Below are 15,454 nucleotides of genomic sequence, written 5' to 3'. Positions count from 1 at the left end.
TTCAGGCCACGTTGTTGCGTTTGGCCAGGTCGACCATTTCAACCAGCGACTCGACCTTGAGCTTCTCCATGATACGGCCGCGATAGGTGCTGATGGTCTTGGCGCTAAGGTTCATCTGTTCGCCAATGAGCTTGTTGGACTGGCCTGCGCACAGGCGGCGCAGCACCTCCATTTCCCGATTGGACAAAAGCCGCAGGCGCTCGCTCTCGCTCTCCAGGGTATTGCTGTTGACCGCCATCTGCGGGAAGGTCGAGTAGCCTTTGACCAAGGCCTTGAGGGCGAACACCATGGCATCGAGGTCTTCGTCCTTGTTGACAAAAGCCGAGATGCCCGCATCCATGCAGCGGCGTACATAAAGGTCGGCGGGTTGGCCGGTGAGGGCCATTATCCTTGGCGCGGGCTCCAGCAGTTTAAGGCGCTTGATCACCTCCATGCCGTCAAGGTCGGGCAGGCCGATATCGAGGATGACGACTTCGGCCTTGGTGTCCCTGGCCAGGCGTGCGGCATCCTTGCCGCTGCCGGTTTCACCCACGACGGTGAAGCGTTCGCGTTCGAGCAGCATGCGCACGGCCAATCGAACAATGTGGTGGTCATCAACCAGCAACACGGATGTCATATGGGTAACTCCTGTACAAGGTGCAGCCCGCGTCCTGCGTTTCACTGCATACGCAAGGCGGCGGGCCAACTGGGCTGCGCGCACCTTACGGATAATCAGGAGCCTTGGTAATAGGCGAGTATAGGTGTGTTGATAAACCTACAAGATGTTGTTGAAAATTCCTACAAATACCCTCAAGGGCAAGCTGCGTGAGGCTTGTTGACCCGCTGGGTCGCTGCCGGGTTGTTGGCCAGGGCCTTGCCGGTGCGGGTAGGGCGGATCACCAGTTGCCCGCCGCAATTGGGGCACTGGCCCTGGAAGTGGCGCTCGTTGCAGGGGCGGCAGAAGGTGCATTCGAACGAACAGATCAGTGCATCCGGGCTGTCGGCCGGCAGGTCGCGGTCGCAGCATTCGCAGTTGGGGCGCAGTTCGAGCATGGCAGGCATTCCGTTGGCAAGTTGCACGCAGTGTGCAACGCCGCCTTCCCCGACGGCAATCAGCCCTTGCAAGGTCTTCGCGATTTTTCGGGCATGGCTGTATTCAATTCAACAATGCCGGGGCTGCTTTGCAGCCCTTTCGCGACACAAGGCCGCTCCTACAGGGCGGCGCGGTCGTCAACGACGGCAATCGCTTCAACTGCCCTGGCGGTACAGGTGGGCGTGCCCGGCCCGGTACAGCGCGGAGTCGGCGAACGGCGCATCGCCCAGCACCTGGCCGACCAGAATCAGCGCGGTGCGGCGAAAGCCTTTGGCCGCTACCCGCTCGACGATATCCGCCAGGGTGCCACGGGCCCAATCCTGGTCCGGCCAGGTGGCACGGTGCACCACGGCAATCGGGCAGGCGCCGCCATAGTGCGGTAAAAGCTCGTCGACGATGCGCGCCAGGTGCTTGACCCCCAGGTGAATGGCCAGGGTGCTGCCATGCCGGGCCAGATCGGCCAGTTGTTCGCCAGGCGGCATCGGCGAGCTGTCGCCGTAGCGGGTGAGGATCACCGTCTGCGCCACGTCCGGGAGGGTCAGCTCGCAGCCCAGCAATGCGGCGCTGGCGGCAGTGGCGGTGACCCCGGGAATGATCTGGTAGTCGATGCCCAGTGCCTGCAGGTGGCGGATCTGTTCGCCGATGGCGCCGTACAGGCTGGGATCGCCGCTGTGCACCCGGGCCACGTCCAGGCCTTCGGCGTGGGCCTGGCGCATGGCTTCGACGATCTGCTCCAGGTGCAGTTCGGCGCTGTTGAGCACGGTTCGGGCGTTATGGCCCTCGAGCAGCGCAGGCGGGACCAGGGAGCCTGCGTAGATGATCACCGGGCATTGGCGAATCAGGCGCTGGCCCTTGACCGTGATCAGTTCCGGATCGCCGGGGCCGGCACCGATGAAGTAGACCGTCATGGCGGTTCCTTGCAGGTAAAGATGCGGATTATCCGCCGATGGCCAGCGCCAGGGTAGCGCCGGCAAGGACCTGCCGCGGCACGTGCAGGTTGGGTTGTGGCGAAGCGCGGGCAGCCAGGGCCAGGGCGGCGCTTTCGGCCACGCCCCAGCAGCCGGTCTGGGCGTAGGCAGTGGCCGAGCGTTGGCTGAGCATCGGCTCGAAAGCCAGCAGGTGCGCGGCGTCGAAGCACAAAAACGGCACGCCAAGGCGCTCGGCCAGGGCCAGCAAGCCCGGTTCGCGGGCCTTGGGGTCGATGCTGGCGATGGCGCGCAAGGCCGACAGGGGCAGGGCGTGGCGGGCCATGGTCTGGCGCAGCAGCACCGCCAGGGTCTCGACGGGGCAGCCGCGGCGACAACCAAAGCCCGCGTACAGCGCGGGCTGCAGGCTGAAGTCGAGCATCAGGCCGGGTTGGCGCGGCGGAACAGCCAGGCGCTGAGCAGGCCCAGGGCCAGCCAGAACGCGGCGTTGGTCAGCCAGGAGGCGATCTTGAACTGGCTGGCCAGGGCCTCTGGCGCCAGGCTGGCGTGCACCGCCGGTTGCGGCGCGCCGATCACATGGGGGCTTACCAGCAGCACGACACCCAGCACCTTGAACAACCAATGCCGGCTGAACACCAGCAAGGCCAGGCCGGCCGCGGTGGCGGCGGCGGTGCCGATCCACCAGGCCTGGCGTTGGCCCAGGTCGGCGGCGGCGGTGCCTGGCAGCTCGGCGGGCAAGCCCAGGGTGGGCGCCAGGCAGAACACGGCGAAGCCGGCCAGGCCCCAGAGCGCCCCGGTGCTGACGCGGCCCGGCTCACGCAGGCTGTACAGCGCGGCGAGGAGCAGGGCGAAGCCGACGGCTACCACCAGGTTGCCGCCGGTGGTGGCCAGCACCCGCTGCCAGCCGTCTTCCGGTGCCCAGGCCTCGGCGCTGTGCTCATGGCTGTGGCCGGCTTCGGCTGGTGCGTGTTCATGCTGCTCGGCTACCGGGGCGGCGCTCTCGAAGGTTTCCGCCTGGAGGATCAGCGGGGCGATCCAGAAACTTTGCAGCAGGGTCAGCAGCAGGGCGGCGAGCAGCCCGCTGAAGCCCGCGGTGCGGGCAATGCGCGTGATCATGCAGGGATACTCAGTGGCAGGGGAAGGCGGCGCTGTGGCGGGTGTCGTGGGCGGCGTTGTGTACCGCCTCGATGTGCGAGAAGCCGGCGAAGTACACCAGGCTCAGGCCCAGCAGGCTGGCGCCCACGGCGACCAGCAGGCGCTGGCTGAGGCTGACGGGGGTGGCGATGCTGTGCTTGGCACTGGTGATAGGCATGACGCGTTCCTCTGCTGCTTTTGTTTTGGGCAACGGGCAAGCGCGACGCCCCCAGGCACGGATGGCCCAGGGCATGCGACAGCACCCGCCCACCGCGGGGTTGTTCATCGAGCACGGCAGGCCGGTCTCCGGGCTGGCGAGGCAGGGTGCGCTCGCTTACCGTTGCGGGGGCAGCACCGGCTTTGTCCTGGCCTGTTGGAGGCCATGTGACGCACCGGTTTCCCGTTTCACCCCCGGCTGGGGGCACCTGCAGGCAATGCGCTAGCAAATCACGGGGCGTAGCCGGCGTCAATCGCGGCGGCGGTTGACCGTTGTCGGGTGGATGCGTAGCCTTGCCGCTTCGAGGTTCTCAGGCCTGGCCTGAGCTAAGACGGGAACGCGGTACAAGCCGCGGCTGCCCCCGCAACTGTAGGCACTGAAAGGTTCGGCACAGCCACTGCGCAGGCGCGCGGGAAGGCGCCGAGCCACCGGCCCCGACGCCGGATTGGTGCAAGCCAGGAGACCTGCCTCGCGACGTTTTCGACTTTCAACCGGGCGGGGTGATCCGGTGGCGAACGCGCCCGGCCAGCATGGCCGCGGCCGCCGTCCCGCATGCCCGCGCCACAGCCGCCAAGGGCAACGCGACATGAAAACACTGGCCAAGCTCCCCGTCACCATCGTCACCGGCTTTCTCGGCTCGGGCAAGACCACCTTGCTCCGCCACATGCTCGACAACGCCCAGGGCCGCCGTATCGCGGTGATCGTCAACGAATTCGGCGAACTGGGCATCGACGGCGAGATCCTCAAGCAGTGCAGCATCGGCTGCACCGAGGAAGAGGCGCTGGGCCGGGTCTTCGAACTGGCCAATGGCTGCCTGTGCTGCACCGTGCAAGAGGAGTTCTTCCCGGTGATGCGCGAGCTGGTGGCCCGTCGCGGCGACCTGGACCATATCCTGATCGAAACCAGCGGCCTGGCCCTGCCCAAGCCCCTGGTACAGGCCTTCCAGTGGCCGGAAATCCGCAACGCCTGCACGGTCGATGCGGTGATCACCGTGGTCGACAGCCCGGCGGTGGCTGCCGGCACCTTCGCCGCCTACCCCGAGCAGGTCGACGCCCAGCGCAAGCTCGACCCCAACCTGGACCATGAGTCGCCGCTGCACGAGCTGTTCGCCGACCAGTTGGCCAGCGCCGACCTGGTGGTGCTGAACAAGGCCGACCTGATCGACGCCGCCGGCCTGGCCGGGGTGCGCGCCGAGGTGGCCGAGGAACTGCCGCCGGCGGTCAAGGTGATCGAGGCCAGCAGTGGCCGCCTGCCGCTCGACGTGCTGCTGGGCGTGGGCGCCGAGTCCGAGGCGCATATCGATGGCCGTCGCACCCATCATGATTCGCACCACGACGGTGACGATCACGACGACCACGATCATGATGCCTTCGACTCGATTTCCATCGACCTGCCCGAGGCCGACGAAAGCCTGCTGCTCGATGCCCTGAGCCAACTGGTCGGTGAATTCGGCATCCTGCGCGCCAAGGGTTTCGCCGCCATCCCCGGCAAACCGATGCGCCTGCTGATCCAGGGCGTGGGCACCCGTTTCGACAAGCACTTCGACCGCGCCTGGCGCAGCGATGAAGCGCGCATCACCCGCCTGGTACTGATTGGCCAGGACCTTGACGCCGTGCAGCTGCAAGCGCGCCTGCGCCAGGCCCTGGGCGCCTGACCCATGCACCTGCTGCGGACCCAGCCCGGCGGCTTCGTGCCGGACGACAGCATTGCCGATCTCGGCCAGACACCTGCCGAGCTGGTGATCCTCTGCAGCGGCGACTCCCATCTGGCACTGCTGGCCGAAACCGCCGAGCAGTTGCCGGACGATTTTCCCAGCGTGCGCCTGGCCAACCCGATGCAGGTGCAGAACCACGCCTCGGTCGACCTGTATGTCGACCAGGTCCTGCGCCATGCCAAGCTGGTCCTGGTCTCGCTGCATGGCGGTGTCGGCTACTGGCGCTACGGCGTCGAGCAGTTGGTGGCCCTCGCCAGCCGTGGCGTGCAGTTGGTCCTGGTGCCGGGCGACGACCGCCCGGACCCGGAACTCACCGACCTGGGCACGCTGCGCGGGGCCCAGGCCGAGCGCCTGTGGCACTACCTGCGCCAGGGTGGCAAGGCCAACGCGCTCAACCTGTTCAAGTGCCTGGCCAGCCAATGGCTGGGGCGTGACTACCCCTGGGACGAGCCCCAGCCGCTGCCGCGCACGGCGGTCTATCACCCGGCCCGCGCCAGTGCCGTGCTGCAGGACTGGTACGGCGAGTGGAACCCCGAGTACCCGGTGGCGCCGCTGCTGTTCTATCGCTCGCACCTGCAGGCGGCCAACACCGCGTTCATCGATGTGTTCTGCCAGCGCTTGCAGGCGTGCGGGCTCAACCCGCTGCCGATCGCCGTGGCCAGCCTCAAGGAGCACGCCTGTCTGGAGCAGGTGCAAGCCTGGCTCGACGAGGTGCAGGCCGAGGTGGTGATCAACACCACCGGTTTTGCCTTGTCCAGCCCAGAGCAGCCCAACCTGCGCCCGCTGCGCCGCGACGTGCCGGTGTTGCAGGCAATCTGCGCCCAGGACAACCGGCCCGGCTGGGAGCAGAGCGAGCAGGGCCTGGGTGCCCGCGACCTGGCCATGCACATTGCCTTGCCGGAGCTTGACGGGCGCATCATCACCCGCCCGGTGAGCTTCAAGGACCTGGCCTGGCGCAGCGAACGCAGCCAGGCCGACGTGGTCTGCTACCGTGCCCACCCCGAGCGCATGGACTTCGTGGCCGAGTTGGCGCGGCGCTGGGTGGCGCTGGCGCGCCTGGACAACCAGGAAAAACGCGTGGCCCTGGTGCTGGCCAACTATCCGACCCGCGACGGGCGCATTGGCAATGGCGTGGGCCTGGACACCCCGGGCGCGGCGTTGAACATACTCAGGGCCATGCAGGGCCGGGGCTACCCGGTCGCCGGCCTGCCCGACAGCGGCACTGCGCTGATCCATCAGTTGTTGGGCGGCGTGACCAACGACCTCGACCACCTCGACCAGCGACCCTGCGCCCAGAGCCTGAGCCTGGCCGATTACCAGGCGGCCTTCGCCGCGCTGCCCGAGGCCAACCAGCGTGCCGTGCTGGCGCGCTGGGGCACGCCCGAGCAGGACCCGATGTTCCGCAGCGGGCGGATGATGGTCGCTGGCTTGCGCTATGGCTTGACCTTCGTCGGTATCCAGCCGGCGCGCGGCTATCAGGTGGACCACAGCGCGGTGTACCACGACCCGGACCTGGTGCCGCCGCATGGCTACCTGGCGTTCCATTTCTGGCTGCGCAACGGCTTTGCCGCCGATGCCGTGGTCCATGTCGGCAAGCACGGCAACCTGGAGTGGTTGCCGGGCAAGGGCGTGGGGCTGTCCGCCGAGTGCTGGCCGGACGCGCTGCTCGGGCCGCTGCCGAACATCTACCCGTTCATCGTCAACGATCCGGGCGAGGGCGCCCAGGCCAAGCGGCGTACCCAGGCGGTGATCATCGACCACCTGATGCCGCCGCTGACCCGGGCCGAGACCTACGGCCCGTTGCGTCACCTGGAACAGCTGGCCGACGAATATTACGAAGCCCAGCTGCTCGACCCACGTCGGGCCCAGGAGCTGCAACGGGACATACTCGAGCTGCTCAAGCGCAACCACATCGACCGCGAGCTGCAACTCGAAGGCCAGCTGGACGACGCGGCGGTGTGGCTGCCACGCCTGGACACCTATCTGTGCGACCTCAAGGAATCGCAGATCCGCGACGGTTTGCATGTGTTCGGCCAATCGCCGGCCGGGCGCTTGCGCAACGATACCCTGCTGGCCTTGTTGCGGGTGGCGCGCGGTGATGGCAAGGGGGCCAACGCCAGCCTGATCCGTACCTTGGCCAAGGCCCTTGGGCTCGGCTTCGATCCACTGGACTGCGACCTGGGGCAGCCCTGGGACGGGCCGCGGCCTGCGCCGCTGCAGGCGGTGGACGCGGCCTTGTGGCGGACCTGCGGCGATACCCGCGAACGCCTCGAGCTGCTGGCGTCGAGCCTGATCGAGCAGGCGTTGCGCGGTGCTGTCGAGCTGCCGCAAGCGCCGTGCTGGCAACCGCTGCGCGAGGTGCTCGCGGCCTTGCTGGACGATGTCGCGCCGCGCCTCGATGCTTGTGGCGACGCCGAAATGGACGGCCTGCTGGCCGCCCTGGCTGGGCGTTTCGTTCCGGCCGGGCCCAGCGGCGCGCCCAGTCGCGGGCGCTTGGACGTGCTGCCCACCGGGCGCAACTTCTATACCGTCGATGTGCGCAACCTGCCGACCACCACCGCCTGGCGCCTGGGCTTCGCCTCGGCCAACCTGATCCTCGAACGCCACCTGCAGGACCACGGTGACCACCTGCGCCAACTGGGCCTGTCGGTGTGGGGCACGGCGACCATGCGCACCGGCGGCGACGATATCGCCCAGGCCATGGCGCTGATGGGTGTGCGCCCGGTCTGGGCCAGCGCCAGCCTGCGGGTCGACGACTTCGAGATCCTGCCGTTGAGCCTGCTCGACCGGCCGCGGGTGGATGTGACGCTGCGGGTTTCCGGGTTCTTCCGCGACGCCTTCGGCAACCTGATCCGCCTGTTCGACGCGGCCGTGCAGGCGGTGGCGGCGCTGGACGAGCCTGACGACTACAACCCGCTGGCCGCCCGCGTGCGCGCCGAGCGCGCCGCCCTGCTGGCCGAGGGCCTGGACGCCGAGCAGGCGGCCCGCCAGGCGGGGTGGCGGGTGTTCGGCGCCAAGCCCGGGGCCTATGGCGCCGGGGTCCAGAACGCCATCGACGGGCGCCTGTGGCACAGCCGCGACGACCTGGCCGAGGTCTACCTCAACCATGGCGGCTACGCCTATGGCGCCAGCGACGAGGGCACCCCGGCGCGCGCGCGCTTCGCCCAGCGCCTGAGCCAGGTGCAGGCGGTGCTGCAGAACCAGGACAACCACGAGCACGATCTGCTCGATTCCAACGACTACTACCAGTTCCAGGGCGGCATGCTGGCCGCCGCCGAGACCTTGGCCGGCAGTGCGCGCGCCAGTTACCACGGTGACCACAGCCAGGCCGACCGACCGCGCATCCGCACCTTGAAGGAAGAGCTGAACCGGGTGATCCGCGCCCGTGCCCTCAACCCCAAGTGGATCGACGGCGCCAAGCGGCACGGCTATAAAGGGGCTTTCGAGCTGGCGGCGACGGTCGACAACCTGTTCGCCTTCGACGCCACCACCCACCTGATCGACGACCACCATTACCAGGGCCTGGCCGACGCCTACGTGCTCGACCCGGCCACCCGTGCGTTTCTGCGCGAGCACAACCCCGAGGCCCTGCGCGACCTTACCGAGCGCCTGCTGGAAGCCCAGCAGCGTGGTTTGTGGCAGGAGCCGGGCGATTACCGCGACAGCCTCGAGCAACAGCTGCTCGATGGCGAGGAAGACAGCTGAAGATGAGCGAACCCGTGCAATTCCCCCTGGCCGCCGTGGTCGGCGCCGACGACCTCAAGCTGGCCCTGTGCCTGACCGCCATCGACCCGAAGATCGGCGGCGTGCTGATCGAGGGCCCGCGCGGCATGGCCAAGAGCACCCTGGCCCGTGGCCTGGCCGACCTGCTGGGTGATGGCCCGTTCGTGACCCTGCCCCTGGGGGCGACCGAGGAGCGCCTGGTCGGCACCCTCGACCTGGATGCCGCGCTGGGCCAGGGCCAGGCGCGTTTCTCGCCTGGCGTGCTGGCCCATGCCGATGGCGGCGTGCTGTATGTGGACGAGGTCAACCTGCTGCCCGATCCGCTGGTCGACCTGCTGCTGGACGTGGCAGCCAGCGGAACCAACCGCATCGAGCGCGACGGCATCTCCCACCGCCATGCCGCGCGCTTCGTGCTGATCGGCACGATGAACCCGGAGGAGGGTGAGTTGCGCCCGCAACTGCTCGACCGCTTCGGCCTGAATGTCGCCCTGGATGGCCTGCCGGCGCCCGAGGCGCGCCAGCAGATCATTCGCCGGCGCCTGGCTTTCGACAGCGACCCTGAAGCATTCCGTGGCCAATGGGCCGACGCGCAAGCGGCCTTGCGCGACCGCTGCCAGGCCGCCCGCGAGCGCCTGGCCGGCATCGCCCTGGACGACCAGGCCCTGGCCTGGATCACCGAGCGCTGTTTCGCCGCCGGGGTCGATGGCCTGCGCGCCGACCTGGTCTGGTTGCGCGCCGCCCGGGCCCACGCTGCCTGGCGTGGCAACCCGGCGATCGAGGAGGCGGACGTCGAGGCGGTTGCCGAGTTCGCCTTGCGCCATCGTCGCCGCAGCGATGGCGCAGAGGCGCCACCCAGCGCAGCCGGTGGGCCAGCGCCCGCGCCAGACGCCCAGGGCGGGCAGGGCGACTGGGGCGCCTTGCCACCCCAGGCGGTGACCAGCGCGGCCCGCCGCGAGGTGCCTAACTGGGCAAAAAAGCCCTGAGCATCCGCGCGCGCAGCGCCCAGGCGCCGGATGCCAGACCGCGCGGCGGTGATTTGACGGGCATTGTCCGTGGTCGCGCGCGCGCCGCCGGCAGCGGCCGGATCGCCTGGCTGGCGACCCTGCTCAAGGGCCGGCCCCGCCAGCGCCGTGATCTGTGCTGGCAACAACGCCAGGCCCAGGGCCCCGAGCTGTGGCTGGTGATTGTCGATGCCTCGGCCTCGACCCGTCGTCACCAGGCCCTGGCCCAGGGCAAAGGCCTGCTGGCCGGGTTGTTCGACCAGGCCTATCGGCAGCGGGCCCGTTTGGCCTTGCTGACCGCCAGCGGCAGCAAGCCGCACTGGCAGCGCCACGGGCTCAAGGCCTCAGGCGCCTTGCAGCCGTGGCTGCAAGCCTTGGGCGCGGGCGGCGGCACGCCCCTGTTCGCGGCGCTGGAGGAGGCCCGCCAGTGGTTGCTGGCGCGCGGCAAGCGCCTGCCCCATGAGGTGCAGCGCTGCCTGATATTGACCGACGGCCGCCTGCAACAATGGTGCGCGCCACAGCCGATGCCGTGCAGCACCTTGCTGGTGGATATGGAAATGGCGGCGGTGCGTATCGGCCGCGCACGACAACTTGCCGAACAACTTCAGGCCGACTATCGACATATCGAACAGTTCAAGCCGGTCAATTGAACGCTACAAGTGCGACACTTTGTCGCAAGTATGAAGTTGTTACAAATACACAAGGGGTGTTTGCACAAGTGCGCGAGGACGCGCACTTGTGGTGGGGCAGTACTTACTTCGGCATGGACCAGGGTTGCAGGTCATAACCCTGGCGCGACAGTTCCGCGCGCACTTCCTCGATCAGGCTGGCCCATTGCGCCGGGTCGGAATAGACCCGCGAGGATACTTGCTTGCTGCCGATACGGGTGCTGGTCCGGTCGATCACTGCCAGGCTCAGCTCACCAGTGCCGTTGGGTGCATCCCAGGCAACGCACTGGAAGGGTTCGAAGGCGTGGTCGGCGATCAGCAGTGCTTCGTTGACACGGAGCGGGGCATTCATGGTTCGGTCTCTCTCATGGTCCCAAACAGCGAAATTAAGTTCCGCGGTGCAGTTTTTCAAAAGTCTACAGCGCGGGGTTATTCGTACTGATGCTCCAGGTCAGGGTTGAAGTCACATGGCCGTTGAATTTTTTTTATTCGCGTCGGTTTTAATCTGTGCGTCCCCGGCGCCTATGACGTCATGCCTGGGTGAAAATTCCCCGCGGCGCTTTTACCGACCCAGGCGGGCTGACCAACGGTCATGGAGGGCGTCAAGTTCATTGCTACTGTTAATTTTGGCGTCGCAACTAACTGTTTATACGTAAAAAACTAAAATCTGGCGCCAAGGAACGGTCATGCTTGAACCTGCTTCCCACCGCCGCTTGCTGATCGTCGACCCGTGCGACGATTGCCACCGTTTGCTCCCGGGCTTGCGCAGCGTCGGCTGGGAGGTACGCAGCTGTACCCTCGATGCTGCCCTGGAGCAGCCGTGCGATGTGGGCCTGGTGCGTTTGCAGGCCTCGCACCTGCGCCATCCCGAAGCCGTCAAGGACCTGATCAAGCGCAGCAACACCGAATGGATCGCCGTGCTCAGCGCCGAAGAGCTGCGCTTGCAGAATGTTGGCGACTTTGTGTGCGAATGGTTTTTCGACTTCCATACCTTGCCGTTCGACGTGTCACGGGTGCAGGTCACCCTGGGGCGCGCGTTCGGCATGGCGCGCCTGCGCGGCAAGGGGGCCGTGCAGGTCAATGAGCCTGCGCATGAACTGCTGGGCGAGAGCCGGCCACTGCGCGAACTGCGCAAGCTGCTGGGCAAGCTGGCGCCCACCGAGTCGCCGGTGCTGATCCGCGGCGAGAGCGGCACGGGCAAGGAGTTGGTGGCGCGTACGCTGCATCGGCAGAGCCAGCGCCACGACAGGCCGTTCATCGCCATCAACTGTGGCGCCATCCCCGAGCACCTGATCCAGTCCGAGCTGTTCGGCCACGAGAAGGGCGCCTTCACCGGGGCGCACCAGCGCAAGGTGGGGCGCATCGAGGCGGCCAACGGCGGCACGCTGTTTCTCGACGAGATCGGCGATCTTCCCTTGGAGTTGCAGGCCAACTTGCTGCGTTTTCTTCAGGAGAAACACATCGAGCGGGTGGGCGGCAACCAGCCCATCGCGGTGGATGTCAGGGTGTTGGCGGCCACCCATGTGGACCTGGAAAAGGCGATCGGGCAAGGGCGCTTTCGCGAAGACCTGTATTACCGCCTCAATGTCCTGCAGGTGGTGACCGCGCCGCTGCGCGATCGGCATGGCGACCTGTCGATGCTGGCCAGCCACTTTTCGCAGTTCTACAGCCAGGAGACGGGCAGGCGCCCCCGCTCATTCAGTGAAGGCGCCCTGGCGGCCATGGGGCGGCACGACTGGCCAGGCAACGTGCGTGAGCTGGCCAATCGGGTCAGGCGTGGCCTGGTGCTGGCCGAAGGGCGCCAGATCGAAGCCCTGGACCTGGGCCTGCAGGCGCTGCCGGAGCAGGACCAACCCTTGGGCACCCTGGAGGACTACAAGCACCGGGCCGAGCGCCAGGCCTTGTGCGATGTATTGAATCGCCACAGCGACAACCTGAGCATCGCGGCGAAGGTGCTGGGGGTGTCCAGGCCGACGTTCTACCGCCTGCTGCACAAGCACCAGATCCGCTAGCTGGCTCCTGCAGGTTCAGGCGAATTGCCTCAACGCGCCAGGCGCCCGCTGACGAAATGCGCCACGTCGTTGAACCCTGGCGTAGACGCATGCCCCGGCGTGACCAGCGAATCGATGAACGCCTCGTCCTCGGCGTTGATCTTCACCGTCAGCGCCCCGGCATAGGTGTCCCACTGCGCCTCGGTACGCGGCCCGACGATGGCCGAGCTGACCAGGCGGTTGTTCAGCACCCAGGCGATGGCGAATTCGACGATGCCGACCCCCTTGGCCTCGGTGTAGGCGTGGATCTTCTGGGCGATGGCCAGCGACTCCTGGCGCCACTCCACTTCCATGATGCGCTTGTCCTGGCGCCCGGCGCGGCTGCCTTGGTCGGGGGTCGAGCCAGGTGCGTACTTGCCGCTGAGCACGCCACGGGCCAGCGGGCTGAAGGGCACCACGCCCAGGCCGTGGTATGCGGCGGCGGTCAGTTGCTCGGGCTCGGCCTGGCGGTTGACGATGTTGTACAGCGGCTGGCTGACCACTGGCTTGGCGATGCCGAGCTGCTCGGCCAGGTTGCAGACTTCGGCGATGCGCCAGCCACGGAAGTTGGACAGGCCCCAGTAGCGGATCTTGCCCTGGGCCAGCAGGTCGCCGATGGCGCGCACGGTCTCGGCCAGCGGTACGTTGTGGTCTTCGCGGTGCAGGTAGTAGATGTCCAGGTAATCGGTGCCCAGGCGCGTGAGGCTGGCTTCGATGGCATTGAACAGGTGCTTGCGCGACAGGCCGCTGCGGTTTGGCAGGCCATCGACCGGGCCGTAGCCGGCCTTGGAGGCGACGATCCAGTCCTGGCGGTTGCGGGCCACCGCCTCGCCGACGATCTCCTCGGAGCGCCCAGCGTTGTAGACGTCGGCGGTGTCGATGAAGTTGATGCCCTGGTCCCAGGCTTTGTCGATGATGCGCAGAGCGTCTTCGGTGCTGGTCTGCTCGCCGAACATCATGCTGCCGAGGGTGAGGGCCGAGACCTGCAGGCCGGACTGGCCGAGAGGGCGGTAGAGCATCGCGAATCATCCTTTTCTGACAGTGTGGGGGATTTGTTTTACACAGTTCATGGTGGGTTTGAAAGGGTGGGGGTGCAGGTGGCTATTCGTTCGGCGACAGAGGTGTAGCGCCTATCAGATCGAGCGCCGCCCGCGCGGCGCATCGCGGATGAATCCGCTCCTACATTTGTTGCAACGTGGCCATGCCTGATAGGCCATGGTTGTATGCCTTGTATGCTCGACGCGATTCTTGCGTGGGCGTTGCTGCCGTCTCAGCGATCTTGCGCCCTGCACCAAGGCTGGCAACCATGGCCTGACAGGTTCGGTACGTTGCAACAAATGTGGGAGCGGATTCATCCGCGATGCGCCGCGCGGGCGGCGCTCGATCTGACAGGCGCTACACCTCTATCGGTAGACCCAAAAACACCGCCCCCCAAGGCGCCTCACCCCGGCCACGCCTCGATCAGCTCCCGCGCCTCGCGGCTCGACAGTGGCCGCTTAAGCCGCTGCGACAGCACCGCCATGGCCCGCCCATAGCCCTTGGCGATCACCGCCTCGAGGCATTGCAGGGCAATGAAATCCCCTTGCTCCGGCGCTCCGACATACTCGATGCGGTTCCATGCGCGCGCATGCCCCAGCACCTCGTAAGTGCGCCCGTGCTGGTAGGTCCAGAAGAACGGCACATCGTCATACCGGCGCCGCTCACCGAGCATGTTGGCGGCGGCGATCACCCCATGCTGCTGGGCCAGGCGCCAGTGCTCGATGCGCACGGGGCGGCCGGCAAGCGGGAAGCGCGCGATGTCGCCAGCGGCCCACAAGCCGTCGGTGGCCTGCAGGTGCGCATCGACCTCGAGGGCACCGTCCTCGGCCAGGGCCAGCCCCTGCAGGCAAGCCGTTGCCGGGCTGACCCCGGTGCCCAGCAGTACCAGGGCGGTAGGCAGCCGCTCGCCGTTGGCCAGCGCCACGGCCTCGACCTGCTCGCTACCTTCGAAGCCGCTCACCTCGGTCGGCCCGTGAAATACCACACCCTTGCGTTCATGCAGCTCACGCAGGCTCTGGCCGATGCGTTCGCCGAGCAGCCTGGCCAGCGGCACCGGGTGACGGCTCACCACATGCACCTGCATGCCGTACTTGCGCAAGGCGCTGGCGGCTTCCAGGCCGATGAAACCATCACCGACGATCACCACCGGCTGGCCGGGTTCGGCCAGGTCCAGCAGGCGCGCGGCATCCTCCCGCGAACGCAGCAGGCAAACCCCAGGCAGTTTCGCGCCGGGCACATCGGGGCGTCGCGGCTTGCCGCCGGTGGCCAGCAGGGCGGCGTCGTACTTCAGCCGCTGGCCGTCGGCCAGGGCAATCTCGCGCTTGCCGGCGTTCAGGCTGCGCACCTTGGCGTGCAGGCGTTGCAATTGACCGCGGCGCAGATCATCGGCCTCCAGCAGCGTCGGCACCTGGTCGGGGGCCATCTGCCCGGCCAGCACGAATTTGCTCAAGGCCGTGCGGTCGTAGGCGCTCGGCTGCTCCTGGTCGAGCCACAGCAGGCGGCCACCGAAGCCGTGGCCGAGCAGGGTGGCCACGGCAGCGCTGCCGGCGGCCCCGGCACCGATCACCACGAAGGTGCGGGCGTCGTCATGGCGCGGCGGCTCGGCCTCGGGTAACGGCTGGTCGTCGACCCACACGGCATCACCCTTGATGCGCACCGGATAGCGGCGCAGGTCGGCCAGCGCCGGAGGCTCGCACACCGCGCCTTCGTCCACGGCGAACGCCGCCTTGTGCCAGGGACAGACCAGCAGGCCGCCACACACCACGCCTTCGTCCAGCGGTGCGCCGGCATGCGGGCAATTGCCCTGGTAGGCGCGCACCTGATCGCCCTGGCGCACCAGGATGAGTTCTTCGGCACCGGCCTGAACCCGCAGCGGGCGGTGTTCATCGAGCTGGCCAAGGGAGGCCACGGCATGCAGGGTCATGGGCATT

Annotated in this window: 14 protein-coding genes and 2 riboswitches; of the genes, 5 read left to right on the top strand and 9 right to left on the bottom strand. The window is 67.5% G+C overall.

Annotation, left to right across the window (positions count from 1 at the left end; all coding sequences use genetic code 11):
- Position 1: 1 nt before the first annotated feature.
- The 6 genes from KSS95_RS16780 to KSS95_RS16755 form a co-directional block, all read right to left on the bottom strand.
- Positions 2–616 (bottom strand): response regulator transcription factor, encoded by a 615-nt coding sequence (locus KSS95_RS16780; protein WP_217848189.1) that lies wholly within the window; start codon positions 614–616, stop codon positions 2–4.
- A gap of 173 nt (positions 617–789) precedes the next feature.
- Complete coding sequence (locus tag KSS95_RS16775; protein WP_217848188.1) at positions 790–1,032, bottom strand: DUF1272 domain-containing protein; 243 nt, start codon at positions 1,030–1,032, stop codon at positions 790–792.
- A gap of 195 nt (positions 1,033–1,227) precedes the next feature.
- On the bottom strand, positions 1,228–1,980 hold the full coding sequence (gene cobM, locus KSS95_RS16770; RefSeq protein WP_217848187.1) for a precorrin-4 C(11)-methyltransferase: 753 nt from the start codon (positions 1,978–1,980) through the stop codon (positions 1,228–1,230).
- A gap of 28 nt (positions 1,981–2,008) precedes the next feature.
- Positions 2,009–2,419: a cobalamin biosynthesis protein gene (locus KSS95_RS16765; RefSeq protein WP_217848186.1), complete on the bottom strand. Its 411-nt coding sequence runs from the start codon at positions 2,417–2,419 to the stop codon at positions 2,009–2,011.
- Complete coding sequence (locus KSS95_RS16760; RefSeq protein ID WP_217848185.1) at positions 2,419–3,114, bottom strand: CbtA family protein; 696 nt, start codon at positions 3,112–3,114, stop codon at positions 2,419–2,421. Before KSS95_RS16760 ends, KSS95_RS16765 begins: the two co-directional genes overlap by 1 nt.
- A gap of 10 nt (positions 3,115–3,124) precedes the next feature.
- Entirely contained in the window at positions 3,125–3,310 is a 186-nt protein-coding gene (locus tag KSS95_RS16755) for a CbtB domain-containing protein (RefSeq protein ID WP_134689735.1), read from the bottom strand.
- A 102-nt stretch (positions 3,311–3,412) separates the two neighbouring features.
- A riboswitch (cobalamin riboswitch) is annotated at positions 3,413–3,575 on the bottom strand.
- Between the two features lie 61 nt (positions 3,576–3,636).
- Positions 3,637–3,835: riboswitch (cobalamin riboswitch) on the top strand.
- Positions 3,836–3,935: 100 nt separating this feature from the next.
- Here KSS95_RS16755 and cobW point away from each other — a divergent pair.
- The 4 genes from cobW to KSS95_RS16735 are packed head-to-tail and all read left to right on the top strand — an operon-like array spanning position 3,936 to position 10,437.
- Positions 3,936–5,003: a cobalamin biosynthesis protein CobW gene (gene cobW, locus KSS95_RS16750; RefSeq protein WP_225935519.1), complete on the top strand. Its 1,068-nt coding sequence runs from the start codon at positions 3,936–3,938 to the stop codon at positions 5,001–5,003.
- Between the two features lie 3 nt (positions 5,004–5,006).
- Positions 5,007–8,768, top strand: a complete 3,762-nt coding sequence (gene cobN, locus KSS95_RS16745) for a cobaltochelatase subunit CobN (RefSeq protein WP_217848183.1) — start codon at positions 5,007–5,009, stop codon at positions 8,766–8,768.
- Between the two features lie 2 nt (positions 8,769–8,770).
- Positions 8,771–9,769 (top strand): magnesium chelatase ATPase subunit I, encoded by a 999-nt coding sequence (locus KSS95_RS16740; protein WP_217848182.1) that lies wholly within the window; start codon positions 8,771–8,773, stop codon positions 9,767–9,769.
- A gap of 53 nt (positions 9,770–9,822) precedes the next feature.
- Complete coding sequence (locus tag KSS95_RS16735; RefSeq protein ID WP_437179555.1) at positions 9,823–10,437, top strand: vWA domain-containing protein; 615 nt, start codon at positions 9,823–9,825, stop codon at positions 10,435–10,437.
- 103 nt (positions 10,438–10,540) lie between these two features.
- On the opposite strand, the gene KSS95_RS16730 is transcribed toward KSS95_RS16735, so the two are convergent.
- Entirely contained in the window at positions 10,541–10,807 is a 267-nt protein-coding gene (locus KSS95_RS16730) for a hypothetical protein (protein ID WP_186654594.1), read from the bottom strand.
- A gap of 334 nt (positions 10,808–11,141) precedes the next feature.
- On the opposite strand from KSS95_RS16730, the gene KSS95_RS16725 reads away from it, so the two are divergent.
- Positions 11,142–12,467: a sigma-54 dependent transcriptional regulator gene (locus KSS95_RS16725; protein WP_217848181.1), complete on the top strand. Its 1,326-nt coding sequence runs from the start codon at positions 11,142–11,144 to the stop codon at positions 12,465–12,467.
- A 29-nt stretch (positions 12,468–12,496) separates the two neighbouring features.
- Here the strand turns inward: KSS95_RS16725 and KSS95_RS16720 are convergent, their stop codons facing one another.
- Positions 12,497–13,504: an aldo/keto reductase gene (locus KSS95_RS16720; protein ID WP_217848180.1), complete on the bottom strand. Its 1,008-nt coding sequence runs from the start codon at positions 13,502–13,504 to the stop codon at positions 12,497–12,499.
- A 422-nt stretch (positions 13,505–13,926) separates the two neighbouring features.
- Positions 13,927–15,447, bottom strand: a complete 1,521-nt coding sequence (locus KSS95_RS16715) for an FAD-dependent oxidoreductase (RefSeq protein WP_217848179.1) — start codon at positions 15,445–15,447, stop codon at positions 13,927–13,929.
- Positions 15,448–15,454 lie beyond the last annotated feature (7 nt).

The organism is Pseudomonas muyukensis, assembly GCF_019139535.1.
Lineage (GTDB): Bacteria > Pseudomonadota > Gammaproteobacteria > Pseudomonadales > Pseudomonadaceae > Aquipseudomonas > Aquipseudomonas muyukensis.
Note: the sequence above shows the minus strand (reverse complement) of the source record. Positions and strands in the feature narration are given on the sequence as shown.